Origin of the sequence: Stutzerimonas xanthomarina DSM 18231, from assembly GCF_900129835.1 — a bacterium.
GTDB classification, from domain to species: Bacteria; Pseudomonadota; Gammaproteobacteria; order Pseudomonadales; family Pseudomonadaceae; genus Stutzerimonas; species Stutzerimonas xanthomarina.
Genome location: NZ_FQXA01000004.1, coordinates 397,234 through 421,715 on the forward strand (window position 1 = coordinate 397,234; position 24,482 = coordinate 421,715).

Consider the following 24,482-nt stretch of genomic DNA (forward strand, 5'->3'; position numbering starts at 1 on the left):
AGCGGCAGGCCACAGGCTGGCAGAAAAGAGCGTCGCGCGTCGGTTGTGCCCATATTAAGAGGTACAGATGCCGCATCAGCGAAGCTGCGACTCGGCCAGGGTTCGACAGCGCGGGATGCGCTCAGCATTCCAGTGAGCTGTCGCCCAAGTCAGCACCTCATCGGGCAGGGCATCGGTCAGCTCGCTCGGGGTGGTTTGGCCGAGCGCGCGCAACGCACGCAGCAACAGCGGTGTGGCCTCAGCCGGTTGCAGTGGCGGTGAGCGGTAACGTTTCCCTAATTTATGGCCATCGGGCTGAATGATCAGAGGGACGTGCAGGTAGCGCGGGCGGGGTAGGCCAAGCAGCTCCTGCAGAAAGAGTTGCCTCGGGGTCGAGTCGAGCAGGTCGGCGCCGCGGACAATGTCGGTTATGCCTTGCCAGGCATCGTCGAGTACCACCGCCAACTGATAGGCAATCAGCCCATCTCGGCGGCGAATCACGAAGTCGCCCACTTCACGGCCCAAGTCCTGGCTGTACGGGCCCTGGACGCGGTCATTGAAGCTGTAGGTCCGATCCGGCACGCGCAGGCGGATGGCGGCGTCAGGGGTGTCGCGGCCTGCTTCGCGGCAAAAGCCCGGGTACAGTCCGGCGAACGCCTGCAATTGCTTGCGCGAGCAGGTGCAGGCATACGCATGACCGTCCTGCCTGAGCCGTTCGATCACCGTGTTGTAGACATCAAGCCGGTCGCTCTGGCGGACCATTTCTCCATCCCACTGAAACCCGTAGGCCTCCAGCGCCCGGAGAATCGCCGTCTGCGCGCCTGGCATTTCACGCGGCGGATCGAGGTCCTCCATGCGCAACAGCCAACGACCACCAACGGCACGCGCATCGAGATAGGAGGCGAGGGCGGCAATCAACGAGCCGAAGTGCAGGTAGCCACTGGGGGTCGGCGCGAAGCGGCCTATATAGGAAGAGGGTGTGGACATGGGCCGGCTCGGGTAAGAGGCGTCGAGGCGGGGGTGAAGCAACGGCGCGGGAGGCCGAAAATGAAGCGGGGCGCCGTAGCGCCCCGTTCGGGATCAGGAACCGATCTGCTTTTCCTTGATCTCCGCCAGCGTCTTGCAGTCGATGCACAGCGTAGCGGTTGGGCGGGCTTCCAGACGGCGAATGCCGATCTCGACGCCACAGGAATCACACCAGCCGTATTCGTTGTCTTCGATCAGCTGCAGCGTCTCGTCGATCTTCTTGATCAGCTTGCGCTCGCGATCACGCGCGCGGAGTTCCAGGCTGAATTCTTCTTCCTGGCTGGCGCGGTCGGCCGGATCGGGGAAGTTGGCCGCTTCGTCCTGCATGTGATGCACGGTGCGGTCGACTTCCTCCATCAGCTCGAGCTTCCACTTGTTGAGGATGCCGGTGAAATGAGCGCGCATGTCGTCGCTCATGTATTCCTCGCCTTTGGACTCCTTATAAGGAACGAAGGCGCGGATCAATTGATTGCTGGGTGTCGTCTTAGTAATGGGCATGGATGAACGCCTCTCGCTATGTCCATTGCGCAGGATAGTGAAATCCCTCTGCCGGCCCGTGCCGGCCCTGCGGCTGCAAGCGGGCGAACTTACCAGATCGTATCGGGGTGCGCTACTCCCGAATATCACGGTGGCTGCGGTGTCAGGGGGACCTTCGGTAGAATTCACGTTTTGTACTCGTCAGGAAGGTCAGATGACCTCGTCATATAGCGCACGTAGCCGTGCAATCGAACCCTTTCACGTCATGGCATTGCTCGCCCGGGCTAATCAATTACAGGCGTCTGGACATGACGTCATTCACCTGGAAATCGGCGAGCCGGACTTCACCACCGCCGCGCCCATTGTTGCGGCCGGTCAGGCTGCCCTCGCGGCTGGTCATACCCGCTACACCGCTGCCCGAGGGCTGCCGCAGTTGCGCGAGGCGATTGCCGATTTCTACGAGCAGCGCTATCAACTGTCTATTGACCCCGAACGCGTGCTGATTACTCCCGGCGGATCCGGTGCGCTTCTACTGGCCAGCAGCCTGTTGGTCGATCCGGGCAAGCATTGGCTGTTGGCGGATCCCGGCTATCCCTGTAATCGGCACTTCCTGCGCCTGATCGAAGGTGCCGCGCAGTTGGTGCCGGTGGGTGCGGATGTGCGCTACCAACTGACGCCTGATCTGGTTGAGCGCTACTGGGACAAGGACAGCGTTGGCGCCCTGGTGGCCTCGCCGGCCAACCCCACCGGTACGTTGCTGAGCCGTGATGAGTTGGCGGCGTTGTCCGCAGCGCTGAGGTCGCGTGGCGGGCATCTGGTAGTGGACGAGATCTACCATGGCCTCACCTATGGCACCGATGCGGCCAGTGTGTTGGAGGTCGACGATTCGGCGTTCGTGCTCAACAGCTTCTCCAAGTACTTTGGTATGACCGGCTGGCGCCTCGGTTGGCTGGTCGCGCCGCCTCAGGCTGTCAGCGAGTTGGAAAAGCTGGCGCAGAACCTCTACATCAGCGCGCCGACCATGGCGCAGCATGCCGCCCTGGCCTGTTTCGAGCCGGCCACCCTGGAGATTCTCGAGGCGCGTCGCCGCGAATTCGCCAAGCGTCGTGATTTCCTGTTGCCCGCGTTGCGCGAACTGGGCTTCGGTATCGCGGTGGAGCCGGAAGGCGCTTTTTATCTATACGCCGATATCAGCGCTTTCGGCGGTGATGCCTATGCCTTCTGCCAGCACATGCTGGAAACCGAATTTGTCGCCATCACGCCCGGGCTGGATTTCGGACGGCACCAGGCCGGCCATCATGTACGTTTCGCCTACACCCAGGACCTGCCCCGGCTGGAGCAAGCGGTCGAACGCATTGCCCGTGGTTTGCAGAGCTGGAAAGGCTGATGCAGTTCACAACGCCTCTGGAACAGGGTCGGTTGGTCCGGCGCTACAAGCGATTCCTCGCCGATGTCGTTACCGACGCCGGCGAGCACCTGTGCATCCACTGCCCGAATACCGGCTCGATGCTCAACTGCATGGGCGAGGGCGCGCGCGTCTGGTTCCAGCGCAACAGCGATCCCAAGCGCAAGCTGCCGGGCACCTGGGAGCTGGTAGAAACGCCGCAGGGGCGCCTGGCCTGCGTCAACACGGCACGCGCCAATCGACTGGTCGAGGAAGCCCTGCTGGCAGGTGTGATTGGAGAGTTGAACGGCTTCACTGCGCTCAAGCGTGAGGTGGCCTACGGCATCGAGAACAGCCGCGTGGATTTCCGCCTGGACTATCCCGTCGGGCCTGCATTCGTTGAAGTCAAAAGCGTGACCCTGGGCTTCGCTGATACGGCTATCGCGGCCTTTCCCGATGCGGTGACGGACCGCGGCGCTCGCCATTTACGTGAACTGGCGGTGCTGGCCCGTCAGGGCCTACGGGCGGTACAACTGTATTGCGTCAACCTCACTGGAATCGAGGCTGTGCGTCCTGCTGGCGAGATCGACCCGCACTACGCCGCCGCGCTGCGGGATGCAGTGGAGGCGGGTGTCGAAGTGCTGGCCTATGGCGTCGAACTGTCGCCGAAAGAGATCCGGCTGGTGCGTCCCTTGCCGGTCATTCTGTAGGCAGTTCTGTAGCGACCGGTTGGACCCCGGTCGTGGTCCTCTCCCTTCACCGGACGCTGGGGGTGACCCGCCAGATCATGTTCCCGACGTCATCGGCCACCAACAGTGCGCCGGCCTTGTCCACAGCGACGCCTACCGGGCGGCCCATGGCCTGCTCCTCCTCATTGAAAAAGCCGGTCAGTACATCTCGTGCAGTGCCGTCCGGTTCGCCATTGTTGAAGGGTACGAAAACTACTTTATAGCCGCTGCGCGGCTTGCGGTTCCATGAACCATGCTGGCCGATGAAAGCACCGTGTCGGTAGCGTTCCGGCAGCAGCGATCCTTGGTAGAAGGCTAGACCGAGGGAAGCTGTGTGTGCGCCAAGCGCATAGTCGGGCACGATGGCTTTGGCTACCAGGTCCGGCCGTTGCGGCTTGACCCGCTCGTCGACGTGCTGCCCGTAATAGCTGTAGGGCCAGCCGTAGAAGCCACCGTCCGGTACAGAAGTCATGTAGTCCGGCACCAGGTCGCTGCCGATTTCGTCGCGCTCATTCACCGTCGTCCACAGCTCGCCGCTGTCGGGTTGCCAAGCCAGACCATTGGGGTTGCGCAGGCCTGAAGCGAACAGCCGCAGCGTTTTGCTTTGCGGGTCAACTTCAAGAATGGCTGCGCGATTTTCTTCCGCTTCCATGCCGTTCTCGGCAACGTTGCTGTTGGAGCCGCTGGTGACGTACAGCCGTGATCCGTCCGGGCTGGCGATGACGTTCTTGGTCCAGTGGTGATTGATCGGTCCTGCGGGCAGGTCGACGACTTTTTCACCCGCCGCGTCGATGCGGGTAACGCCTTGCTTGTAGGGGAAGCGCACCAGTGCATCAGTGTTGGCGACATAGAGCTGATCGCCTATGAGCGCCATGCCGAACGGTGAGTGCAACCCCTCGAGAAATACCGCACGGTCTTCGAGCGTGCCGTCACCATCGCGGTCACGCAGCAGCGTAATACGGTCGGCGCTCTTGCCGCCGGAGCCCGCCCGCGCCATGACCTTCTTCATGATCCAGCCACGAATGCCCTGGCCGTCCTCCGGCTTCGCGGGCGCATTGCTTTCGGCCACGAGCACGTCGCCATTGGGCAGCACGTAGAGCCAGCGCGGGTGGTCGAGATTGTCGGCGAATGCTTGAACCTGCAGCCCGGTGGCCGCTTGCGGAGTCCGGCCCTCAGGCCATCCGGTGGCTTCGGCGATATTGACAGTCGGGATCAGCGTCTTGTTTGGCGCGGGCAGCGCAGGGTCCGGCCCGTAGCCGGTCTCGACTGGCAGTGTTGCGGTATCGCCACAGCCGGCCAGGCCAAGCATAAGCGCCCCGGTGGTCAGGTAGGCGTAACGGTTATGCATGATCTACTCCTGAAGGAACGCTGCGGGCGGTTGTCATGGGGCTTTATCCTGATCACGCCCCTTCTTTTCGGTACCGGCCGACCTGTGCGCCGCATGCTGCTCAAGACGAGGCATCAGCAAAAAGATCACCAGTGCGAAGGCCGTGGTCATCACGGCGGTGGATTCGTGACCGAGCCCGGCGGCAACCCCGATGGCGGCCGTCAGCCAAATACCCGCGGCGGTGGTGAGGCCCTTGACGTCCTGAATCGAGCTTCCCTTGAGAATAGTGCCGGCGCCGAGAAAGCCAATGCCGGTGACAATGCCCTGCATGACGCGCGAGAGGTCCTCGATGGGCATTCCTGCTTCGAGGGGTACCAACACGAACAGGGCGGCGCCCAGCGACACCAGCATGTGGGTGCGCAGACCGGCGGCCTTGCCCTTGTATTCACGTTCGTAGCCGAGCACACCCCCCAGGAGCGCGGCCAGGAACAGCCGTACGGTTACGCGAATCGCATGTTCGAAATCAGGGATGTCGGAGAATTCCGAGGCGACGGTGCGGCTCAATATGTCCCACCACTCCATGTATTCCTCCCTTGGCCAGTAGCGGACGCTCTTGGCCGTTCGATGCTGCCTGGCTTCAGCGGTTCATTCGACGACCTCGAAGCGCAGCATGCCGATCATCTGTCCTGCCTCGGTCATCACCCGCACGCGCCATTTACCTTCGGCCTGCTTTGGGAAGTTGCGCTTGTGGGTCCAGGCACGATAGCCGGCCTGCCGGCCACCGCTGATGTCCAGGGGGATGCGGTCGACCCGCTTACCGTTGTGCGTCCATTCATGGTAGATGCGTTCTTTCAGGCCGCGCGGCGCGTTGATCGCGGTAAACGCATAGAGCCCATTGCTGTGCAGCTGTTGGCTGGATATTTCACGCAGACGATTGCCAGGTTCGCGCGACGCATCGTCGAAGGTCATGGTCACGGCGACATCCGTCAGCCAGAGCGTCGCCGGCGGTACCCAGGTGCGTCCAACCCAGCCGGCCAGGCCGACCACGGCGGCGAGCGCCAGCATCCCGAGCACGCTTTTCCAATTCGATGAAGCAAACAGTCCGCTGAGGCTCGGCAACGCGAGCACTACAGCGATGCCCAATGCCCAGAGGTAGCTTTGCGGCGTCGACAGGTGAAAGATGATCGGCAGCGCGGTGAGCAGAACGGCGAACAATGTCAGCGCGTGAAACGCCAGGTACACCCAGCGCCGCGGCGCCAGCCACTTGTAATAGAGCGGATCGACCAGCGAGACCAGCGCTGCCACGCCCAGCATCACGGTGAACGCGGCCTGGCCACTGTTCCAGGTCGTGGTGATGAAAAAGAACGGGATGATGAAGAACAGGCTTTCCTGGTGAACCATTTGCGTCACATAGCGCAGCAAAGGGGGTGGCACCTTCCAGCCGAAGCGACGTTCCAGACCAGTGCGCAGGCTTTTTTCCAGCATCAGCCAGAGCCAGCTGAACAGCATCAGCGCGGCGATGAACTTGGCTAGTCCGGCCTGGCGTTCAACCAGCACGAAACTGGCCAGGCCCGAACAGAAACCAAACAGCGCAACGGTGCCGGGGTAGCGGCGGATCAGCCGCGAGGCCAGCTCGAAAAGGCTTGAGAGGCGGGACTTCAACGACATGTAGGGTTCACGGTAAGAGGTCTCTCCGATCAGGGCGGACTTTAGAAGCGAATGGTGAGTTGCGCATCCCGCGCGATAGGTCTTGAGCTAGACCCGGTGACGACGCCGTGAGCAGATGGCCACGGTGCGGAGGCTTGTTGCTGCAGGTCGTCCTATCGCCTCTTCAGACAGCTAGGGTCGGCCCGCCTCGCTGCTTGTTTCAATGCAGATTATGCAGCGCTCGGCGTTGAGTTGATTGCGTTTTCGATGGCAGCACACAAACGATCATAGGCGCGAGCGGTTTCCGGCGTCAGGCGGATCAGTGGCAGATCAACCGTCTGGCAGAGTTCATCGACGAAGGCATTGGCCTGGTCGGGTTGCTCCATTTCAATGGCGCAGCAGGGCGTCAGCGTCTGCAGATCGCACAATAGAAAATCGAACCGTGCCGCAGAGATGCGATTGACCGCCCGATACCAGGGCGCACGCCGCGGAACGGCCGTGACGTCAACCACATCAGCGACCCGCACCTTGCACAAGATCTGGAAGCGTTCGCCCACGGCCTGCTGCAACAGGGCGAGCAGTTCCCTCTCACTCGGCTGAAACAAGGGCTGCTTCAACGCGTACGGCATGCGCAATGCAGGGTGGTTGTACTGGCGCTGCTTGATAAAGAAGACCAGCCCAAAACAGACAAATGCTACCAGCACCAAAGCCAGGAAATTCATCATCGTGGGCGCTCTTGCCCTGCAGAGCAGGTCAGGACTATGCGTCTGGTAAGGGTGGACTGGCGCGGCATGGGGAGCACCTATGGCGTGAATGCAACATTGGAGGCGTCGTGCTAGATGAAGTTCGCCTCTCCTTGGTCTTCAACGCGCGCGTGGATAACGTTCAAGAGTTATCCCAGTTTACTGTGGGGCATTCTGTGGATAACCTTGGGGTCGACTGCTGTAGCATCTACCAGCTATGCGCTGTAGCTGTCTGGTCATGTTTTGATCAGGATGCTTTTTTGCTGCTACCACACACAAGCCGCTGCATCGCCGCAACCCTGAATACGCCCTTCATTCTCCCCTGCAAACGGGCGTCACCGGTTCATTCACGGTTATCCCCATTTGCTGTGGAGGACGCTGTGGATAAACGGGGATTAACCCGATGCGGCCCGGCAACGGCGGCGCCTGCGCAGATGCGTTCGTTTTTTGTACAGCTGTTTCACGAGCCCGTTTGCTCTGCCCATCTGGCCTTGTCGATGGGCGTCCAGTCGGTCATCAATTTCAGCAATGCCTGAGGTGATTCGCTGCGCTGAAGCATGTCGCGATACGGGGCCCGGACGAAGCCTTCGTCCACTAAGTGGTCAAGAAAGTCGCTGAGCTTGCTGTAGAAACGATCTACGTCGAGTAGACCCAGCGGCTTTTGGTGATAGCCCAACTGAGCCCAGGTCCAGACCTCGAAAAGCTCTTCGAGCGTACCGAGACCCCCTGGCAACGCGATAAAAGCATCGGATAGCTCGGCCATTCGTGCTTTGCGTGCGTGCATGCCATCAACTACTTCCAGCCGCGTCAGCCCCTGGTGGCCTACCTCGGCATCCTTCAGGCTCTGCGGGATGATGCCGATGACCTCACCGTCGGCTTCCATCACTGCATCGGCAACCACTCCCATCAGGCCTACCGCACCGCCCCCGTAAATCAGGCGAATGCTATTCGCAGCCAGCAACTGGCCCAGCGCAACGGCAGCGTCGCGGTAGATCGGGGATTTACCTGTGCTGGCGCCACAGAACACGCATATTGAACGCAGGGACATCCTCTACTCCATCAGTCGGACGGCTGGCAGAGTAACGCCGGCGCCAGTAGCAACCAAACGTCCATCTTGTTCTGCGCTGGTCCCGCTGATGCCGAGAGCGTAGTTGGCAAAAAGCGTCTGAATCAATTCGAGGCTGAGCATGGCGTTCTCCTGATGGTGTGATGCGCCAAGGCTATGCGCCGCGGGCACGCTTGCCTTGTGGGTTTTGCGCATTGTTCCGATAGCTTTGCTGTTTTGGAGTTATCCCCGTTCGCTGTGTACGCTTCTGTGGATAAGCTTTTCACAGTTCTTTCGGGGTCGCGCCATGAGCGGCGTTGCGGTTATTGATCGAATAATGAGCAACTAGTTTTGTAGGTTCTCTAAATGATTGTTATCGCGTCGATTTTACCTCTAGTCGGGTGTCAGGGGCTTCAAAAAACCAGCCTGACACTTTTCCAAGATAACTGTGGGGCTGTCTGTGGATAACGTGGGGAAACGATACGCGAGGCCGCTGCAGATGTGGTCTTCAGCGAAGCGGTTAAAAAATGATCAGAATGATTTGCTGTTTGGTAGTCACGGTGGGTGCTAACCGATCAAGTGATGGCTTTACCTGCAGGAAGAGGGCCCGTCGCGAGTCGCCGACGCGATCCGGGCGTTTCCGCCGCAGCCCTGACGCTGCCACATCATCCTGCAGCCTTATGTTCGGGCATTCAGTCGTGGCCGTTTGATTGTGGCCGGCTGCGGTGTCACCGACACTCGCCACAGACTTTGCGACGCATCCAACAATAATCCGCTGGAGGAATTTCCATGAGTGAAGCCATTCGCTTCGAAGACAAGGTGGTCATCGTGACCGGTGCTGGCGGCGGCCTTGGCCGTGCCCATGCCCTGTTGTTCGCTCGTCATGGCGCCAAAGTGGTGGTCAATGATCTGGGCGGCAGTGCCCAGGGCGAAGGCGCGAACGCCTCGGCTGCTGATCGTGTCGTCGAGGAAATCCGCCAGGCCGGCGGTACTGCGGTGGCCAACCATGACTCTGTGACCGACGGTGAGAAGATCGTCCAGCACGCCTTGGACAGCTTCGGCCGTATCGATGTGGTGGTGAACAATGCCGGCATCCTGCGCGACAAGACCTTTCATAAAATGGACGACGCCGACTGGGATCTGGTCTATCGGGTGCACGTCGAAGGCGCTTACAAGGTGACCCGTGCCGCCTGGCCACACATGCGCGAGCAGGGTTACGGGCGAGTGATCTTCACCGCCTCGACCTCCGGCATTTACGGCAACTTCGGTCAGTCCAACTACGGCATGGCCAAGCTGGGCTTGTACGGCCTGACGCGCACACTGGCCCTGGAAGGGCGCAAGAACAACATTCTGGTCAACGCCATCGCGCCGACCGGTGGCACGCGCATGACCGAGGGGCTGATCCCACCGCAGATGTTCGAGCAGCTCAAGCCCGAGCTGGTCAGCCCGCTCGTGGTCTTTCTCGCCAGCGACCAGTGCCAGGACACCTCTGGCCTGTTTGAAGTTGGCGGGGGCTGGATGGGCAAGGTGCGTTGGGAGCGCAGCCTGGGTGCCGGGTTCGACCCCAAGGCAGGCTTCGATGCCGAGGATGTTGCCGCCCACTGGCAACAGATCTGCGACTTCGAAAACGCGGCGCATCCGGCCGACAATATGGAAGCGCTGAAGGAAATGATGGCCAACCTGCAAAAACACGCCGGTTAAACCACCGCTGTGGGCGGTCGCTTGAGTGGAAAAACGTTGCACGCTTTCAGCTCAAGCGACCTATTCGGTCAGATAGCTGACTCGGTTGCTGCCGGCTCGGGTAGCAGGCGCAGGGCTTTTGCCCGAGCCTGTGCCAGATTGCGCACGTGGTACAGCTGCCCTTCGAGTGGGTGAATACCGGCGCGGCGCAGCTTGAGGCGCAGTCGGGCATTACTGCCGGATAGAATCAGTGCGATGCCTTGCTTGCGGTAGTCCAGTAGGATGTTTTCCAGTGCTGCCAGGGCGGTCATGTCCATCATCGGCACCTCGCTGATATCGACGATGACAATCTTCACCTCTGGATTGAAGCGTCGCAGCACACTCAATGCCTTCTCGGCGGCGCCGAAGAACAGCGGGCCACGAATCGCATAGCCAGCGACGTGCTCGGGCAACTCCTTGAGCATCGGATTCTGCCCGAAATTCAGGCGGGTGGTGTCGGTCAGCTCACTCATGCGTTTGATGAACAGCCCGGCTGCGAGCAACAGGCCTACGCCCACCGCCAGCACCATGTCGAACAGGACGGTCAGGCTCAGGCAGGTCAGCAGAACCAGCACATCGCTGCGCGGCGCTATTCGCAGTGTTTTGATGACATGCGGTGCTTCGCTCATGTTCCAGGCCACTATCAATAGCAACGCAGCCAGGGCGGCCATCGGCAAATAGCTGAACAGCGGCGCCAGCCAGAGGATCGCTACCAGCACTACGCCTGCATGAATGATCGCCGCCAGGGGTGAGGTCGCGCCAGCGCGCACGTTGGTGGCGGTGCGCGCAATGGCAGCGGTCGCCGTGATGCCGCCGAACAGCGGGGCGACCAGGTTGCCGATGCCTTGACCGAGAAGCTCGGCGTTCGGGTCGTGGTTGGCGCCCGCCATGCCATCGGCGACGACCGCGCAGAGCAGCGATTCTATGGCGCCGAGCATGGCGATGGCGAACGCCGGCGCCAACAGTTGGTGAAACAGCTCGAAGCTCAGCACCAGCGGTTGGCCGTAAGGGCCTGGCAGCAGCCACGGCCATGCAAAATCCGGAAGAAACGGTGGAATGCCGGGGTGCAGCACATCGTCAACCGCGTAACTGAAGCGCTCGCCAAGCGTGGCGACGGTGAGCCCGACCGCTTCCAGCGCGAGTGCGGCCAGTGCGCCAACGACGAGGGCGACCAGATGGCCCGGTACCTTGGGTACCAGGCGCGGCCAGACGATGAGCACGGCCAGGCAAATCAGACCGACAAGCGCATCTCCCAACTGGGCGCTGGGTAGCGCGCGCAGCAGCAAGTTGAGCTGTTCGATGTAATGCTGCGGCTGTTCGGTCAGCGTCAGCCCGAGCATGTCCTTGAGCTGAAGGGTCGCAATGACGATGCCGATGCCAGCGGTGAAACCAAGTGTGACCGGGTAGGGCACAAAGGCGATCAGCCTGCCGGCACGCAACAGCCCGAGCAAGATCAGGATCAGCCCGGCTAGCATGGTGCAGAGCAGCAGCCCGCCGAGACCGAATTGCTGAGTGATTGGCAACAGAATGACCACGAAGGCTGCCGTCGGCCCGGACACATTGAACCGGGATCCGCCTGTCAGCGCGATCAGCGGTGCAGCGACCAGCACCGTATACAGGCCGTGCTGTGGTGCAGCCCCTACCGCTATAGCCAGCGCCATGGCCAGGGGGATCGCAATGATGCCAACCGTTAAACCGGCCGTGATGTCGCCGCGCAGAGCCGGGAGTCCGTATCCCGACCGGAGGACGTGACGCCAGGCAACGAACAATGGTGGAAGCTTCATCCCAGACACTCCATATGTTCAAAGCGCCAGTATAAGCGCTGGTAATACAGCCGGGCCTGCGCGAACGCAACATCGCGGTTAAATCGCGGATTTTCCTGTACGACCTTGGTCGTATCGGGCTCGGGCGCGTTGAGTGCGCCCGTCGCGCAGAGTAAACTGCCGCCCCCGAAAGGCCCCTCGTACCGGAGAAACCATGCGTAAAGACAAGAAGAAGGTGATCGGCGAGGAAGTCAGCGATGAGTCGATCAAGTTGTTTCTCGAGCTGGAACCGACTGACGGCACGCCGTCGTCGTTACACAAGCTGATCAAGGCTTATCGCGGGTTGCGGGTCGATGATTTCGAGCGTTTTCTCGGATTCTTTGTCGAAGCCGGATACGACCTGAATGTGAAGGACGCCAGGGGGCAAGACTTCGTTTCCTTAATCGCAGATCAGCGTCAGGCCGAGCCCTATATCGAGCTGATCGAGGCTGCGCGCGGCTGAGTTTGTCTGTAACAGTCGAGACTCAAGCAGCACGCGTCCCCGCATGCCCTGGCTGAGCAATCGGCAGCCGCAATAGATTTTCTCGCTGCACGCGTCCCGTAGAGCCCAGGCTTGTAGCCCCGCTCCGGGAAGTAGAGGCGCGAGAGGGAGGAGGCCAAAAGCCGTTCTCCCGACAGCGGGTAGGTGCTCTCGAGTTCCTGCCTTCGGGCACAAGCCCGAGCAGCGGTATAGAAACCTCCTCCGTTTCTAGCCGCCAGGCTGGTGGTTCTACATGATCGCGTACTGCGGTCGTGACAGTTTAATGCTGTGATTCTGGAGAACGCGTTAATGACGCAACACGATAGCGAAGCCGTGGATTTGGTGCTGGTGGGAGCCGGCATCATGAGTGCGACTCTGGCAGTACTGCTCAAGGAACTCGATCCCAACATCAGGCTGGAGATTGTCGAACTGCAGGAATCCGGGGCCGTCGAGAGTTCGAATCCCTGGAACAATGCCGGCACCGGCCATGCCGGGCTCTGTGAGTTGAACTACACCCCGGACAGCAAAGACGGTTCGATCGACATCAAGAAAGCCGTCACCATCAATACCCAATTCGAAGTGTCGAAGCAGTTCTGGGCCTACCTGACGGGCCGTGAAGGTTTCGGCAGCCCGCGCGACTTCCTCAATGCGGTGCCGCATCTGAGCTTTGTGCGGGGCGCCAAGAACATCGATTTTCTCAAGCGCCGCTTCGATGCGCTGAAAACTCACCACGCTTTTGAAGACATGGTCTACAGCGAAGACCGCGCGACCATGGAAGAGTGGATGCCGCTGATGATGCCGGGCCGTCCGCTGGACGAGCCGATCGCCGCGACCCGTGCGATGAATGGCACTGACGTCAACTTCGGTGAGCTGACCCGGCAGATGCTGCAGTATCTGGCGGTCAAGCCCGGCGTAAAGATGTCATATTTCCAAAAGGTCACCGGTCTGGCTCGCGACGGCAAGGGCTGGCGCGTAGAGATCAAGAACACCCGTGACGGTAGCAGCCGTGAGCTCAACGCCGGCTTCGTCTTCCTCGGTGCTGGCGGTGCAGCGCTGCCGTTGCTGCAGATGTCCGATATCGAAGAAGGCAAGGGTTACGGTGGTTTCCCGGTCAGCGGTCAGTGGCTGCGTTGCGACAACCCGGAAATTGTCAAACAGCATCAGGCCAAGGTCTACAGCCTGGCGGCGGTAGGCGCACCGCCCATGTCGGTTCCGCATCTGGACACGCGCGTCGTGGATGGCAAGACGTCGCTGCTGTTCGGCCCCTACGCCGGCTTTACCACCAAGTTCCTCAAGCATGGCTCGTCGCTCGATCTGCCGATGTCGATCCGTCCGGGTAACCTCAAGCCGATGCTGGCTGTGGCGCGCGACAACATGGACCTGACCCGCTACCTGATCAAGGAAGTCCGGCAGTCGATGAACGACCGCCTGGACACGCTGCGCGGCTTCTATCCCGAGGCCAAAGCCGAAGATTGGCGCTTGGAAGTGGCCGGACAGCGCGTACAGATCATCAAGAAAGACGCGAAAAAGGGCGGCATCCTGCAGTTCGGTACCGAGTTGGTGTCGTCCAAGGACGGTTCGATTGCCGCACTGCTGGGCGCCTCGCCAGGCGCCTCGGTCACCGTATCGATCATGCTCGACCTGATCGAGCGCTGCTTCCCCGAGCAGGCCAAGAGCGAAGCTTGGGGCAGCAAGCTCGCGGAGATATTCCCCGCGCGCGAGAAGGTTCTCGAAACCGATGCGGCGGTCTACCGCGACGTGGTCTCGAAGGTCGACAAGCATCTGGGACTGGCCGACTAGCCACCAGCAAGCGATGTGAGCAAACCGCGCTGCCGCTAAGGCGCGCGGTTTTTTTTTATGCCTGCGGGATAGGGTCGGAGCGTTGCTGTAGACCTGCTCCAGGCAGCGGCTTACCGATCCAGCCAAGACGAATTTCCGCTATTTCGACCCAGCGTCCTCCATGAGGGCGCTCTTTGGCGGTCAGCAGCATGCGGCAGCGATTCTGGTCATCCAGCAAGGCGTAGTGACGCGGTGGGCGGTGCCGAAACAGGGTTTTGAATAAGGACATGACCGAGCGCTCGTTGGGCCTCGCGCTGTTATCGCAGTAGGACGTTACGGTTGGATGAATGGAACGCGGCAGGTCCGCAGGCGGTCTTTAGCGCATCACTGTCAGGCGGTTGCGGTGCTGGTTATACTGCGCGCCATCCATCCCTAACCTGGAGTAAGCAGCATGCTGAAACGCCTGTTGTTCAGCCTCGCCGCCGCGTCAGCACTGGCGCTTGCCGGCTGCGCCCATAGTCCTCAACAACTTGATCCGAGCCCGAAGCTCACCGATACCATCAACCCGGTCGGCCAAGGGCAACCGGTGGTGGTGCGTGTGGTAGATGGACGTCCCTCAGCTACCCTGGGCACCCGCGGCGGCCTGTATCCGGAAACCAGTGCGGTGATCGTGCCGAAAGAAAAAGTCGTTCCAAAGCTGCAGGCTCAAGCTGAAGCAGCGGTCCGCCTGCTGGGCTTCACGCCATCGGCCAACGCCTACAACGCACCGCAGCTGACCTTGACCCTGGCTGAACTGAAATATCAGTCACCGAAGGAAGGCCTGTATGTCACCGAGGCCACCATTGGCGCTACCTTCCGCGTGGAGGTCCAGAACGGTGGCCGTCGCTACACGGGTCGCTATGGCGCTTCTCTGAATCAGCGTTTCGGCATGGCGCCCAATGAGCAGACCAACACCAAGCTGGTATCCGATGTGTTGAGCGATGCGCTGACCCGCACTTTCCGCGATCAGAACATCGGCCAGGTACTGGCGCAGTGAGTTGCAAATAGCCCAGTCGGTTGCGAGCGACAGATCAGAACCCCGCCTTTTCGGCGGGGTTTTTGTTTTAGGCGTCGCTGGGGCTCTTCGGCAATGTGCTTGAACCGTGTCGCCCAGGTGCAGTAAGCGAAGCAAGAGATTCGCGCGAGCACAGCGATGCGCCTGATGCGTACTGTCGTTTGCGCGCGTTAGCGGACAGCGACGCAGCTAACCCATACCAGCCATTGCGCTTATGTAAGTGCGAAAAAAAACGCCCCGAGTATGTCGGGGCGTTTCTCTTAGCGGTGTGGCTTAGCGTACGCCGGAATTACGCAGCGCCGCCGGGGTGTACTGGTTGGAGTTGGCCTTGTAGTTGTAGACGTAGGGGTTCTTTTCCTCGTTCTTCATGCCCATCACCAGGTAACGACCGGAGACCAGGTCATACAGCGTCTCCATGGCGTACAGCGGGACCTGGTCGCTGTAGATGTACTCGGCATGCGCCTCGGCAACGCGCCAAAGCGTATCGCGACCGTCGTAATGATCGATCACTGCAGCCTGCCAGGTGTCTTCGTCGATGAAGAACGTACGCTTGGCATAGATGTGACGCTCACCGGGCTTCAGTGTCGCCTCGACTTCCCACACGCGGTGCAGCTCGTAGCGGGTCAGATCCTGGTTGATGTGACCGGGCTTGATGATGTCGTCGTACTTGAGCTGCGGTGAGTCCAGACGGTAGGCGTTGTAGGGGATGTACATCTCCTTCTTGCCGACCAGCTTCCAGTTGTAGCGATCCGGTGCACCGTTGAACATGTCCAGGTTGTCGGAGGTGCGCAGCCCGTCGGCAGCGGTGCCCGGACCGTCGTAAGCGACCTGCGGGGCGCGGCGCACGCGGCGCTGACCGGCGTTGTAGATCCACGCCATGCGCGGCTCTTTGACCTGGTCCAGGGTCTCGTGCACCAGCAGCACGTTGCCGGCCAGTCGCGAGGGCTCGGTCACCTGTTGTTTGAAGTAGAACAACACATTGCCGTGTTTCTCGGCGTTGTAGTCGGTCAGGGTATCGGTGTAGACGACTTCGTCGACGAACTTGACCAGGCTGTAGCTACCGTTCACCTGCGGAGTGGCCTGCGCCACGGTGCGGCGGGCCGAGCCCCCGCGATAGCGAGTGATGTGGTTCCAGATCACTTCCAGGCCATCCTGAGGAATCGGAAAGGCAACCGCAGTGTCGAAATTTTCAAGCCCGTTGCCGCCGCGGACCAGTTTGGTCTGGGTCGCGTTCTTCTGGGCAGCGTCATAGATCCGCTGAGGCACGGCTGCGCTGCGATGGGTTTCGAAGACCGGCAGGCGATAGGTGTCGGGGTAGCGCTTGAGCATGGCGATCTGCCCAGGGCTCAGGTTGTCCTTGTACTGCTCGAAGTTCTGCGCCGTGATGGTGAACTTCGGCTTGTCGTTCGGGTAAGGATCGCTGACGAAGCCATTCTCGCCGACTGCCGCAGCGTCGGTTGCCAAACCGCCGGTCCAGGCGGGAATGGTTCCGGCGGCGTTGGCTGCTTTCTCGGCGCCCATCGGTGTCAGGCTGTTACCCAGCTTGGCCGCTTCGGACTCGGATACTGCAGCCATGGCTCCGCTTGCCAGCACAGCGCTTGCCAGCAAAGAGAGTGTAAGGGCCCCCGTCTTAAACCTATTCTTGTTCATTGTCTGGTCCTGTTGATTCTTGGTAACTGATGCGCTGCAAGCGATGCCGTAAGCGCGGCGCTTGCAGGTGGCGACTTCCACAAAGGAGGTGGCGGGCCGTCGGCCCGGTATTCACGTCAGAGACGCAGCGATCACAAGTTGCCATTTGCCCGACCCGCGGCAGTCCCGTCTGGTTGCTCAAGCCAGGCGCACGCTCTATTTCGGTTGTTCGAGGCGAGATGAGGGTGAAGCTGAAAGGGACTATAAGTCAACAATCGAGACGGGGCATATCTGCATAAATGGCGCAAATACCCGGCAAATTGCCATCGCTTGGTTGTGTTCCGTTCTGTCGGAATCCAGCTGAACCGGTCAAGCCGTTTCGGTAGACTCCGCTGCCGCAGCGTGCGGCCGCCCTGGCCTGCAGGTTATCGGTCCAACGGAGAAGATGGTTGTTGTTCGATTTCGATGTTTTGATGCTGGCGCGGGTTGCGCCGCTGGTCAACTCACTGGCGCTGCTGATCGCGCTCAGCGGTGCCTGGCTGGTGCTGGCGACACGCTGGCGTCGACAGCTGTCGAACGCCGCGGCCTCCCATGCAGGGTCACACACTTGTGCTATTGAACAGGGTGCTGCGGCGGCAACCCGGCGTCTTGACCGGTTTTTCTATGGCTTTGGTTTCAGCAGTCTGGGATTGGCCTGCCTGCTTTCTTCGCTTACCCGACTGAGCTGACGATCAGTCGGGCTTGTGCTGTGTGTCCTACAGGCTCAAGCCAGCTTTCAAGCGGTACTGGTTACGCACCGGCATGGCGTATTGCTGGATGAGGTAGGGCTGTTGCACGCTTGGGCATGCAGCGAGGCGCTTGCCCCATTCGGCCTCGGCCCGTTCGATTTCCGCGCGGCTGAACAGCTCGCTGAGTTCAGGTATCGCCAGCGCCGGGTCGCGATGCTCCCACATCCGATGCGCCAGGAAATTCACCGGAAACAGACGGTAGTCAGTCAGGATCTGCTGGTCGATATCGGCCGCCAGCTGCTTGGCATCTTCCGGCACCTCGCTGATGGGTGTACCGAAACTGACGTGCACCCGACCTTTATAGCCGGTGATGCCGAGGGCAATACTGGTGTCATCCTCGCCAGGCGCCTTGGTGTAGCTACCGGTGCTAGCTCGGATATAGAGCTCGCGCGCCTTGGCCTGATCGCAGGGGTCGTACTCATAGCTGATCGACACCGGTGTTGGTTGCAGGCTCGCCAATGCCTCGGAAAAGGGCTCGTCCTTGCGGCTCATGTGCAGCATTTTCAGAATCGCCGAATCGGTACGGTCGTCACCGTCCTTTGCCCGCCCTTCGGCCTGGGCAATCCAGATTGACTCACCGTCGTTGCGAATCGAGTGGTTGATGTAGGCCGAAAGCAGCTGATAAGCCGCGAGTTTTTCGCGTCGCCCGGTGACCGAGCGGCGCACGATAAAGCTCTTGTTGAGTCGCATCAGATCGCTGACGAAGGGCCGTTGCAGCAGGTTGTCGCCAATGGCGATGCGCGGCGTGCGCATCTTGGCCTGAAACACCGCATAGTTGACGAAAGCGGGGTCCATCACGATGTCGCGGTGGTTGGCGATGAACAAATAGGCGCAGCCCGGTCGCAGTTTTTCCAGGCCGGAATAGGTGATGCCGTCTGTGGCGCGCTCGATGGTGCGTTCGAGATACATCTCGATTCGCGCCTGCAGCGTGTCGATCGAATGAATGGTGGCGAACTCGCGCCGCAGTCGTTGCGCTATAAGTGGTTTGAGCATCCAGCCCATCGGGCCAGCCAGCCGCGGAAAGCGGAAATGCGCCAGTATGTCGAGGAATTCCCGGTCGGCGAACAGCCGTGCCATGACAGCGGGGACTTCAGCATCGGCGTAGGGTCGGATGGCTTCGAATTCGTCCATCATGTTCTCTGTAAGGGTAACAACTGAATAACCCAATCGCTCAAGGGTCAAAGTTAGGTCTGTGGATACCTGGACGCGATCACTGCGCGGGTTCGGATGATGTTGCGCGGTACCGGTCGGGTCCGCCACAAGTGCGCACCGGGGCATCTCTACAGACTCCGGACGGCGATTATAGCGGCAAGTCACGCAGGAGACGCTGATGCTGGAATCACAGGACTATCAATGCCCGTATTGTGGCGAAGTGGTGGAGGCGCTACTCGATCTGAGCGGTGGCGACCAGCAGTACATCGAAGACTGCTCGGTCTGCTGCCGACCGATCGTGTTCGATTTACGGACCGATGGCCGTGACTGGCAGCTCGATGTGCGGCGGGAGGATGACTAGTGCAGCGAATATACGAACCGCGTGACCTGCTCGAGGCGGAGATGCTGCGAGGCATGCTGGTTGCTGAAGGCATCGAGGTTTATCTCAATGGCAGGCATCTGATCGGTGCGGTAGGTGAGCTGCCTGTCGCCGGTCTGCTCGGCTTGATGGTCGCCGATGACGAGGTCGAGCGCGCGCGGCAGTTGATCGCTGAGTACAATGGCGCCGAACCGCTGCCCGGCGACGAGCCGGAAAGCTACCCGGGCGAGCTTATCTGCTGAATGCGGTCCGAGCGACGTCACGGTAGTTGGCCTTCGCCCCTTTTCTCATCGAGTCCTTTGTACATGTGTGGCCGCTATGCCCTGTTTCGCTGGAGTCCCGCCTTCGCTGCGCTGCCCGGTTTCCCGCCTGATCAGCAACCGCACTGGAGTCTGGCGCCTGGCGCTTCGGTGCTGCTGCTTCGGCAGGTTGAAGACCAGCTGCAGCTGAGCAGTGTTCGCTGGGGGCTGACCCCTGCGTGGCTGAGCGACTTCACCCGCACGCCAGCTCAGGCACGGGCGGAAACATTGGCCGAGCAGCCGATGTTTCGTGACGCCTTCCGCCTGCGTCGAGGCGTGCTACCAGCCAACGGCTTTTATGAATGGCGGGGCACGGCACGCAAGCGACCCTATTGGATGACGGCCGAAGATTCACTGATGTATTTCGCCGCGGTGTGGGAGGCCTATCCGGTCGAGGGCCACACCTACCTCAGTGCGGCTGTGGTGACGCGTCCGGCAGCGAATCAGAGGCGCCCGCTGGTGCTGGATCAGGCCGGCATGACTGCCTGGCTCGACCCGCATGCCCCAATGGGAACACTGCAGCAGCTGTTGACTGCACCGCAGCCGGCATTACGCGAGCGTCCTTTGGCGACCTTCGTCAATGATCCCAAGCTGGATGCGCCGGAGTGCCTGACGCCAGTGAACTAGCCATTGGCAGTGGCTCTCGAAAGAGGAGTCACGCGCTATCAGGCGGGCCCTGGGGCGGTGGGCTGCGAGTCGGTTGCCCGCTGCGTTGGCACGCTCTAGCATACGGCGCAGAATTCACGGGAGACGCGACATGTTCAAGCCGCATTCACTCAGCCTCTTTCTAGCGGCCGCCACGCTTGCCGGTTGCCAGGCCGTCAACACCACCAGCAGCGGTGCCGTCGGCGTCGACCGCAAGCAGTACATGTTCAGCATGCTGTCGACCGACCAGGTCAATCAGATGTATGCGCAGTCGTATCAGCAGACGGTGTCTGAAGCCAAGAATAAAGGTGTACTCGAGAACAATTCGCCGGTGGCTCAGCGGGTCAACCGGATCGCCAGCAGGCTGATCGCCGAGGTCAAGACTTTCCGGCCTGATGCGGCGCAGTGGGACTGGGACGTGAACGTTATCGACAGCCCAGAGCTGAACGCCAATGCCGGCCCAGGCGGGAAGATCATCTTCTACACCGGGCTGATCGAAAAGCTCAAGCTGACCGATGACGAGATTGCCGCAGTCATGGGGCACGAGATTGCCCATGCGTTGCGTGAGCACGGTCGTGAGGCCATGTCCAAGGCTTATGGTGTGCAGATGGCCACTCAAATTGGCTCGGCGGTCGGAATTGGTAACGGCAGTCTGCAGTTGGCCAACATGGGAGTGCAGTACCTGATGACGCTGCCCAACAGCCGCAGCAACGAAAATGAGGCTGACCTGATCGGTCTGGAGCTGGCGGCGCGGGCTGGCTACAACCCGAATGCAGCGGTCACTCTGTGGCAGAAGATGGCGGCGGCTGGCGGCTCCGCCCCGCCGGAGTTCCTCAGCACCCATCCTTCTTCTGGCAGTCGTACGCAGGCGCTGCAGGAAAATATTCCGAAGGTGATGCCATTGTATAAACAGGGCCGCTGATGCAGATGCAGATGCAGATGCCGCTGGCGCTCTCAGGTCGGCGGCAGCTTGATTGGAAGTGGGCTCTCCAGGCCTAGCTGGCTACGGGCGCTTTCCAGGTCGAACAGCGTGTTGATCTCCTCGATGTCGCCGCTCGGATTGAGCGTCCAGATCGACATCGCGGCGACCGTGAGAATCTTGCCGCTCGGTGCGAGGCCGAACACGGGTTTCTCCAGGGTGCCGAACAGCGTGCTGGAGGTCACCACGCGATTGCCTTCGCTGAGGCATTCATCTACCGCGACTTCCAGGTCCGGAATGGCTTGGCGGATCTCCCGCACCAACAGACCGAAGCCGGCACTGTTGACCGGCTGCGAGATGAACGAACTTCTATAGCTGAAGTAACGGCTCTGCAGCTGTTCGGCCAATGCCAGTCGGCCCTTGCCCCAGCTCAGATCGATGTGCTGCCGAACCCGCCGTTTTCGTTCCTCCGGTGACATGCAGCCTGCTCCCCTCAAGCGCCGCCAGAATGCGGCAAACGCGCACTCTAACAGCACCCGTGGCGAGGCAATTTGCGCTGGGTATCAGACTGGAAGCATGCCGCTCAAGCTGAGGGCCTGATAGACGGCGTACAGCGCCAAACCGGCAAAGCCGACGGCGGCGATTCGGCGAATCAGTGTCAGTGGCATGCGGTCGGCGGCGAAGTTGCCCGCCAGTACCACCGGCACATTGGCGATCAGCATGCCGAGTGTCGTGCCGATGATCACCAGAATGAAATCGGGATACTGGGCTGCCAGCATGACGGTCGCGATCTGCGTTTTGTCGCCCATCTCGGCAAGGAAAAAAGCGATCAGTGTCGCCACGAAGGGGCCGAAGCGTCGACCGCGCGAGGCTTCCTCTTCCTCGAGTTTGTCGGGCACCAGTGTCCACAGGGCAACGGCGGCGAAGGACGCGGCCAGAATCCAGCTGAGAATGGCAGGCGAGAGCAGTGACGAAACCCAATTGCCGATGGCCCCTGCAGCGGCATGGTTAGCCAGCGTGGCGACCACAATCCCCCAGATGATGGGCATTGGACGTCGGTAGCGGGCGGCCAGCAAAAGGGCGAGCAATTGCGTTTTGTCGCCAATCTCAGCGAGTGCGACGATCAGGGTGGGGATGTAGAACGATTCCAACGGACTTCCTTGCGGGGGCGGGTCGACTGATCACCATGACACGCACTGCCTGCCCGCCCCGGGTCAGGGGTACGTGTCATGGGTCTTGTCAAACCGAGCGCTGGCTGCCGAGACAAGCCGCGCGGGTCGCATGCACCATGGTCTGTGGACCAAGTATGTTGACGCATGCCAGGCAAGCAGGGAGCTTGCCGGAGACTACTCCCCCAGGACGGGCGCGAGTTTGCCCAAGCGTGGCGCGTTGCGCAAGCCGGGGCGTTGGCGGATCAGGGGTGTTGCGCACGGTAGATGCGGAAGCCGTCCGCGCTGATCAGCGTTTCGCAACGACCCAGATGGGTTTCGATCAGGGGCGGATACTTGAGAAACGCATTGGCTACCAGTCGTAGCTCGCCACCCGGCCGGAGATGACTGGCCGCGCGTTGCAGTAACGTTTCGCTGGCCTCGTAGTGCGTGTGAACGCCCTGATGAAACGGTGGGTTGCTGATGATGGCGGTGCAGTCTTGCGGGGCAGCATCGATGCCGTCCCCGGCGATCACCTGAGCCTGTAAATTATTGGCAGCGAGGGTCATGCGGCTGCTTTCGACTGCAAAAGCGTCGACATCCAGCAGCACCACTTCACTGTCCGGATACCGTCTTTTCAGCGACGCCCCAATGATGCCCGCGCCGCAGCCGAAATCCAGCAGCCGGCCGGCTGGCAGCCCATCGAGCTGCTCCAGCAGCAGGGCGGTACCGCGATCGAGACGGCCATGGCTGAACACGCCAGGCAGGCTGACGATCTGCAGCGGGCCGTCCGCGAGTGGAAGCTCGAAGCGCTGAGCCAGAGCCTGTAATTCTGGAGTCGGTGGGCTATTTGTGACCCTGACCTGCCAGAGCTGGCAATGCCTGGCACTGTCGAGTTTTTTCGCTTCGCCGAACGGGGCCAGTTGTTTCGCGGCTCGCTCCACGCCGGCACGTTTCTCGCCCACCAGATACAGCAGACGGCCCGGCAATCTGGCGGCCAGCGCGCTCAGCAGGTAATCAGTCAGTTCCCGAGACTTGGGCAGAAACAGAACGGCGCCGTCGAACGAGGCGGTGGGCGGCTCGATACCGAATATGCAACGCTCGGCGAAACGCGCCTGCAGTCTTTGTTGCGTCCCGGCGTGCCAGCTCCATCCAATGGCCCCAGGCAGTTGGCCGAGCAGGTCGTCTGCGGGAAGCCCGGCAAGCAGCAGGTCGCCGCTGAACAGTTCGGCCTGGCGCAGCAGTACTTCGCTTCGAGGATCCATGATGCCTCCGGACAAAAGCTGGCGAGCTTACCAGCCTTGTCCCCGGCTGCAGAAGCGTCAGCCTACCTGGCGCTTGAGGCTGCCTGCGAAGAATGCCTCCGCGTTCTCACAGAGCTGGCCGACGATACGTTGTCTGGCTTCGCGGCTGCCCCAGGCGCTGTGGGGCGTCACGATCAGCCGCGGCACGTCCGCAGCCAGCAGCGGGTTGTCGTTGCTCGGTGGTTCGCTGATCAGCACATCGGTGGCAGCGCCGCCCAGGTGGCCGCTTCGCAGGGTGTCGGCCAGTGCCTGCTCGTCGATCAGGCCGCCGCGAGCGGTATTGATGACGAACGCGGCGGGTCTCATCAGCTGCAGTTCGCGGGCTCCTATGAGGTTGCGTGTTTGCTCGGTGAGGGGGCAGTGCAGGGTCAGGGCATCAATCTGTGGCAGCAACTCGTCCAGTTCCAGTCGGTCTGGACGAGGCGGGCGCCCGGGCAGGTTGCCGGTCAGCACACGCATGCCCAGCGCCTCGGCGAGCTTGGCTACGGCGCCGCCCAGCTCACCGTGGCCGAGCACGCCGAGCGTCTTGCCCGCCAACTCCACAATGGGGAAATCCAGCAGGCAGAACTGTCCGCTTTCCTGCCAGCGGCCGCGGGCCACGGCGGCTTGATAATCGGGTAGTCGCGTGGCCAGTGCGAGCAGTAGCATCAGCGTGTGTTGGGCCACGGTAGCCGTGCCGTAAGCCTGGCAGTTGCATACCGCAATGCCGCGCTGTTTGGCTGCGGCCAGGTCGATGTTGTTGACGCCGGTGGCGGCGACCAGAATTAGTTTCAGATCCGGGCAGGCGGCCAGCGTGGCGTCGCTCAAGGTGACCTTGTTGACGATGGCAACTTCCACGCCTTGCAGTCGGTCGATGATTTGCGTTTCGCTGGTCTTCTTATGGCAGGTCAGCTCAGCAAAGGCGGACTGCAGCGGGGCCAGGTCCAGATCGCCCTGGTCGAGCGGTGATAGATCAAGGAATACAGCGCGGTACTTGCTCATGGACTTTACTCGTATGAATCAGCGGGCGGACGTCCCGCCCCGGAAGT

The 24,482-nt window shown here is 61.1% G+C and carries 27 protein-coding genes and 1 riboswitch; of the genes, 11 read left to right on the plus strand and 16 right to left on the minus strand.

What is annotated here, in order from left to right; genetic code table 11:
- Nucleotides 1-75: 75 nt before the first annotated feature.
- Nucleotides 76-966: a tRNA glutamyl-Q(34) synthetase GluQRS gene (gene gluQRS, locus BUE09_RS12860; protein WP_073301316.1), complete on the minus strand. Its 891-nt coding sequence runs from the start codon at nt 964-966 to the stop codon at nt 76-78.
- Nucleotides 967-1,059: 93 nt separating this feature from the next.
- The gene (dksA, locus tag BUE09_RS12865; protein ID WP_064481641.1) at nt 1,060-1,503 is read right to left on the minus strand and encodes an RNA polymerase-binding protein DksA; all 444 of its coding nucleotides are present in this window, start codon (nt 1,501-1,503) and stop codon (nt 1,060-1,062) included.
- Nucleotides 1,504-1,696: 193 nt separating this feature from the next.
- Here dksA and BUE09_RS12870 point away from each other — a divergent pair, with 193 nt between their 5' ends.
- Complete coding sequence (locus BUE09_RS12870; RefSeq protein WP_073301317.1) at nt 1,697-2,869, plus strand: pyridoxal phosphate-dependent aminotransferase; 1,173 nt, start codon at nt 1,697-1,699, stop codon at nt 2,867-2,869.
- Nucleotides 2,869-3,576 (plus strand): DNA/RNA nuclease SfsA, encoded by a 708-nt coding sequence (gene sfsA, locus BUE09_RS12875; RefSeq protein ID WP_073301318.1) that lies wholly within the window; start codon nt 2,869-2,871, stop codon nt 3,574-3,576. Before BUE09_RS12870 ends, sfsA begins: the two co-directional genes overlap by 1 nt.
- 46 nt (nt 3,577-3,622) lie before the next feature.
- On the opposite strand, the gene BUE09_RS12880 is transcribed toward sfsA, so the two are convergent.
- From BUE09_RS12880 to BUE09_RS20270, 6 genes are all read right to left on the minus strand, one after another.
- Nucleotides 3,623-4,942 (minus strand): PQQ-dependent sugar dehydrogenase, encoded by a 1,320-nt coding sequence (locus BUE09_RS12880; protein WP_073301319.1) that lies wholly within the window; start codon nt 4,940-4,942, stop codon nt 3,623-3,625.
- 33 nt (nt 4,943-4,975) lie between these two features.
- The gene (locus BUE09_RS12885) at nt 4,976-5,503 is read right to left on the minus strand and encodes an MgtC/SapB family protein (RefSeq protein ID WP_073301320.1); all 528 of its coding nucleotides are present in this window, start codon (nt 5,501-5,503) and stop codon (nt 4,976-4,978) included.
- A 63-nt stretch (nt 5,504-5,566) separates the two neighbouring features.
- Nucleotides 5,567-6,589: a DUF5924 family protein gene (locus BUE09_RS12890; protein WP_073301321.1), complete on the minus strand. Its 1,023-nt coding sequence runs from the start codon at nt 6,587-6,589 to the stop codon at nt 5,567-5,569.
- A gap of 209 nt (nt 6,590-6,798) precedes the next feature.
- Nucleotides 6,799-7,290, minus strand: a complete 492-nt coding sequence (locus tag BUE09_RS12895) for a DUF2726 domain-containing protein (RefSeq protein ID WP_073301448.1) — start codon at nt 7,288-7,290, stop codon at nt 6,799-6,801.
- Between the two features lie 481 nt (nt 7,291-7,771).
- Entirely contained in the window at nt 7,772-8,359 is a 588-nt protein-coding gene (locus BUE09_RS12900) for an LOG family protein (protein ID WP_073301322.1), read from the minus strand.
- A 3-nt stretch (nt 8,360-8,362) separates the two neighbouring features.
- Nucleotides 8,363-8,500 (minus strand): hypothetical protein, encoded by a 138-nt coding sequence (locus BUE09_RS20270; protein WP_156889441.1) that lies wholly within the window; start codon nt 8,498-8,500, stop codon nt 8,363-8,365.
- Between the two features lie 645 nt (nt 8,501-9,145).
- On the opposite strand from BUE09_RS20270, the gene BUE09_RS12905 reads away from it, so the two are divergent.
- On the plus strand, nt 9,146-10,057 hold the full coding sequence (locus BUE09_RS12905; RefSeq protein ID WP_073301323.1) for an SDR family oxidoreductase: 912 nt from the start codon (nt 9,146-9,148) through the stop codon (nt 10,055-10,057).
- A 68-nt stretch (nt 10,058-10,125) separates the two neighbouring features.
- Here BUE09_RS12905 and dauA read toward each other — a convergent pair whose 3' ends face one another.
- Complete coding sequence (dauA, locus tag BUE09_RS12910) at nt 10,126-11,859, minus strand: C4-dicarboxylic acid transporter DauA (RefSeq protein WP_073301324.1); 1,734 nt, start codon at nt 11,857-11,859, stop codon at nt 10,126-10,128.
- A 193-nt stretch (nt 11,860-12,052) separates the two neighbouring features.
- Here dauA and BUE09_RS12915 point away from each other — a divergent pair, with 193 nt between their 5' ends.
- Both BUE09_RS12915 and mqo read left to right on the plus strand, forming a co-directional pair.
- Nucleotides 12,053-12,340, plus strand: coding sequence for a PA4642 family protein (locus tag BUE09_RS12915; RefSeq protein WP_073301325.1), 288 nt, complete (start codon nt 12,053-12,055; stop codon nt 12,338-12,340).
- A 306-nt stretch (nt 12,341-12,646) separates the two neighbouring features.
- A complete protein-coding gene (gene mqo, locus BUE09_RS12920) occupies nt 12,647-14,158 on the plus strand; it encodes a malate dehydrogenase (quinone) (protein WP_073301326.1) in 1,512 nt (503 codons plus the stop codon).
- 55 nt (nt 14,159-14,213) lie between these two features.
- Here mqo and BUE09_RS12925 read toward each other — a convergent pair whose 3' ends face one another.
- Nucleotides 14,214-14,426, minus strand: coding sequence for a hypothetical protein (locus BUE09_RS12925; RefSeq protein ID WP_073301327.1), 213 nt, complete (start codon nt 14,424-14,426; stop codon nt 14,214-14,216).
- 162 nt (nt 14,427-14,588) lie between these two features.
- On the opposite strand from BUE09_RS12925, the gene BUE09_RS12930 reads away from it, so the two are divergent.
- The gene (locus BUE09_RS12930; RefSeq protein ID WP_073301328.1) at nt 14,589-15,173 is read left to right on the plus strand and encodes a YajG family lipoprotein; all 585 of its coding nucleotides are present in this window, start codon (nt 14,589-14,591) and stop codon (nt 15,171-15,173) included.
- A 291-nt stretch (nt 15,174-15,464) separates the two neighbouring features.
- Here BUE09_RS12930 and BUE09_RS12935 read toward each other — a convergent pair whose 3' ends face one another.
- Complete coding sequence (locus BUE09_RS12935) at nt 15,465-16,841, minus strand: DUF1329 domain-containing protein (protein ID WP_073301329.1); 1,377 nt, start codon at nt 16,839-16,841, stop codon at nt 15,465-15,467.
- Nucleotides 16,842-17,272: 431 nt separating this feature from the next.
- Between BUE09_RS12935 and BUE09_RS12940 the strand changes: the two genes are divergently transcribed.
- A complete protein-coding gene (locus BUE09_RS12940) occupies nt 17,273-17,548 on the plus strand; it encodes a hypothetical protein (RefSeq protein WP_231975566.1) in 276 nt (91 codons plus the stop codon).
- A 27-nt stretch (nt 17,549-17,575) separates the two neighbouring features.
- Here the strand turns inward: BUE09_RS12940 and BUE09_RS12945 are convergent, their stop codons facing one another.
- Nucleotides 17,576-18,739 carry a 1-acyl-sn-glycerol-3-phosphate acyltransferase gene (locus BUE09_RS12945; RefSeq protein ID WP_172830717.1) on the minus strand — a complete coding sequence of 388 codons (1,164 nt, stop codon included), beginning with the start codon at nt 18,737-18,739 and terminating at the stop codon, nt 17,576-17,578.
- Between the two features lie 199 nt (nt 18,740-18,938).
- On the opposite strand from BUE09_RS12945, the gene BUE09_RS12950 reads away from it, so the two are divergent.
- From BUE09_RS12950 to BUE09_RS12965, 4 genes are all read left to right on the plus strand, one after another.
- Nucleotides 18,939-19,121: a CPXCG motif-containing cysteine-rich protein gene (locus BUE09_RS12950; RefSeq protein ID WP_073301331.1), complete on the plus strand. Its 183-nt coding sequence runs from the start codon at nt 18,939-18,941 to the stop codon at nt 19,119-19,121.
- Nucleotides 19,121-19,381, plus strand: a complete 261-nt coding sequence (locus tag BUE09_RS12955) for a putative signal transducing protein (protein WP_073301332.1) — start codon at nt 19,121-19,123, stop codon at nt 19,379-19,381. The genes BUE09_RS12950 and BUE09_RS12955 overlap by 1 nt, the downstream gene beginning before the upstream one ends.
- Before the next feature lie 63 nt (nt 19,382-19,444).
- Nucleotides 19,445-20,065: an SOS response-associated peptidase gene (locus tag BUE09_RS12960; protein WP_073301333.1), complete on the plus strand. Its 621-nt coding sequence runs from the start codon at nt 19,445-19,447 to the stop codon at nt 20,063-20,065.
- A gap of 130 nt (nt 20,066-20,195) precedes the next feature.
- Nucleotides 20,196-21,005, plus strand: coding sequence for a M48 family metallopeptidase (locus BUE09_RS12965; RefSeq protein ID WP_073301334.1), 810 nt, complete (start codon nt 20,196-20,198; stop codon nt 21,003-21,005).
- 32 nt (nt 21,006-21,037) lie between these two features.
- On the opposite strand, the gene BUE09_RS12970 is transcribed toward BUE09_RS12965, so the two are convergent.
- The 4 genes from BUE09_RS12970 to BUE09_RS12985 all read right to left on the minus strand — a co-directional run bounded on the left by BUE09_RS12970 (nt 21,038) and on the right by BUE09_RS12985 (nt 24,435).
- Nucleotides 21,038-21,481: an ester cyclase gene (locus tag BUE09_RS12970; RefSeq protein WP_073301335.1), complete on the minus strand. Its 444-nt coding sequence runs from the start codon at nt 21,479-21,481 to the stop codon at nt 21,038-21,040.
- Between the two features lie 84 nt (nt 21,482-21,565).
- Nucleotides 21,566-22,153: a TMEM165/GDT1 family protein gene (locus BUE09_RS12975; protein WP_073301336.1), complete on the minus strand. Its 588-nt coding sequence runs from the start codon at nt 22,151-22,153 to the stop codon at nt 21,566-21,568.
- A gap of 114 nt (nt 22,154-22,267) precedes the next feature.
- Nucleotides 22,268-22,369, minus strand: a riboswitch (yybP-ykoY riboswitch).
- A gap of 47 nt (nt 22,370-22,416) precedes the next feature.
- Complete coding sequence (locus BUE09_RS12980) at nt 22,417-23,415, minus strand: class I SAM-dependent methyltransferase (protein ID WP_073301337.1); 999 nt, start codon at nt 23,413-23,415, stop codon at nt 22,417-22,419.
- 57 nt (nt 23,416-23,472) lie between these two features.
- Entirely contained in the window at nt 23,473-24,435 is a 963-nt protein-coding gene (locus BUE09_RS12985) for a 2-hydroxyacid dehydrogenase (RefSeq protein WP_073301338.1), read from the minus strand.
- Between the last annotated feature and the right edge of the window lie 47 nt (nt 24,436-24,482).

Bases quoted from the DNA above. Each gene is read 5' to 3' on its own strand.
- gluQRS (WP_073301316.1), bottom strand. From the start codon at position 966: ATGTCCACACCCTCTTCCTATATAGGCCGCTTCGCGCCGACCCCCAGT.
- dksA (WP_064481641.1), bottom strand. From the start codon at position 1,503: ATGCCCATTACTAAGACGACACCCAGCAATCAATTGATCCGCGCCTTC.
- BUE09_RS12870 (WP_073301317.1), top strand. From the start codon at position 1,697: ATGACCTCGTCATATAGCGCACGTAGCCGTGCAATCGAACCCTTTCAC.
- sfsA (WP_073301318.1), top strand. From the start codon at position 2,869: ATGCAGTTCACAACGCCTCTGGAACAGGGTCGGTTGGTCCGGCGCTAC.
- BUE09_RS12880 (WP_073301319.1), bottom strand. From the start codon at position 4,942: ATGCATAACCGTTACGCCTACCTGACCACCGGGGCGCTTATGCTTGGC.
- BUE09_RS12885 (WP_073301320.1), bottom strand. From the start codon at position 5,503: ATGGAGTGGTGGGACATATTGAGCCGCACCGTCGCCTCGGAATTCTCC.
- BUE09_RS12890 (WP_073301321.1), bottom strand. From the start codon at position 6,589: ATGTCGTTGAAGTCCCGCCTCTCAAGCCTTTTCGAGCTGGCCTCGCGG.
- BUE09_RS12895 (WP_073301448.1), bottom strand. From the start codon at position 7,290: ATGAATTTCCTGGCTTTGGTGCTGGTAGCATTTGTCTGTTTTGGGCTG.
- BUE09_RS12900 (WP_073301322.1), bottom strand. From the start codon at position 8,359: ATGTCCCTGCGTTCAATATGCGTGTTCTGTGGCGCCAGCACAGGTAAA.
- BUE09_RS20270 (WP_156889441.1), bottom strand. From the start codon at position 8,500: ATGCTCAGCCTCGAATTGATTCAGACGCTTTTTGCCAACTACGCTCTC.
- BUE09_RS12905 (WP_073301323.1), top strand. From the start codon at position 9,146: ATGAGTGAAGCCATTCGCTTCGAAGACAAGGTGGTCATCGTGACCGGT.
- dauA (WP_073301324.1), bottom strand. From the start codon at position 11,859: ATGAAGCTTCCACCATTGTTCGTTGCCTGGCGTCACGTCCTCCGGTCG.
- BUE09_RS12915 (WP_073301325.1), top strand. From the start codon at position 12,053: ATGCGTAAAGACAAGAAGAAGGTGATCGGCGAGGAAGTCAGCGATGAG.
- BUE09_RS12925 (WP_073301327.1), bottom strand. From the start codon at position 14,426: ATGTCCTTATTCAAAACCCTGTTTCGGCACCGCCCACCGCGTCACTAC.
- BUE09_RS12930 (WP_073301328.1), top strand. From the start codon at position 14,589: ATGCTGAAACGCCTGTTGTTCAGCCTCGCCGCCGCGTCAGCACTGGCG.
- BUE09_RS12935 (WP_073301329.1), bottom strand. From the start codon at position 16,841: ATGAACAAGAATAGGTTTAAGACGGGGGCCCTTACACTCTCTTTGCTG.
- BUE09_RS12945 (WP_172830717.1), bottom strand. From the start codon at position 18,739: ATGGACGAATTCGAAGCCATCCGACCCTACGCCGATGCTGAAGTCCCC.
- BUE09_RS12950 (WP_073301331.1), top strand. From the start codon at position 18,939: ATGCTGGAATCACAGGACTATCAATGCCCGTATTGTGGCGAAGTGGTG.
- BUE09_RS12960 (WP_073301333.1), top strand. From the start codon at position 19,445: ATGTGTGGCCGCTATGCCCTGTTTCGCTGGAGTCCCGCCTTCGCTGCG.
- BUE09_RS12965 (WP_073301334.1), top strand. From the start codon at position 20,196: ATGTTCAAGCCGCATTCACTCAGCCTCTTTCTAGCGGCCGCCACGCTT.
- BUE09_RS12970 (WP_073301335.1), bottom strand. From the start codon at position 21,481: ATGTCACCGGAGGAACGAAAACGGCGGGTTCGGCAGCACATCGATCTG.
- BUE09_RS12980 (WP_073301337.1), bottom strand. From the start codon at position 23,415: ATGGATCCTCGAAGCGAAGTACTGCTGCGCCAGGCCGAACTGTTCAGC.
- BUE09_RS12985 (WP_073301338.1), bottom strand. From the start codon at position 24,435: ATGAGCAAGTACCGCGCTGTATTCCTTGATCTATCACCGCTCGACCAG.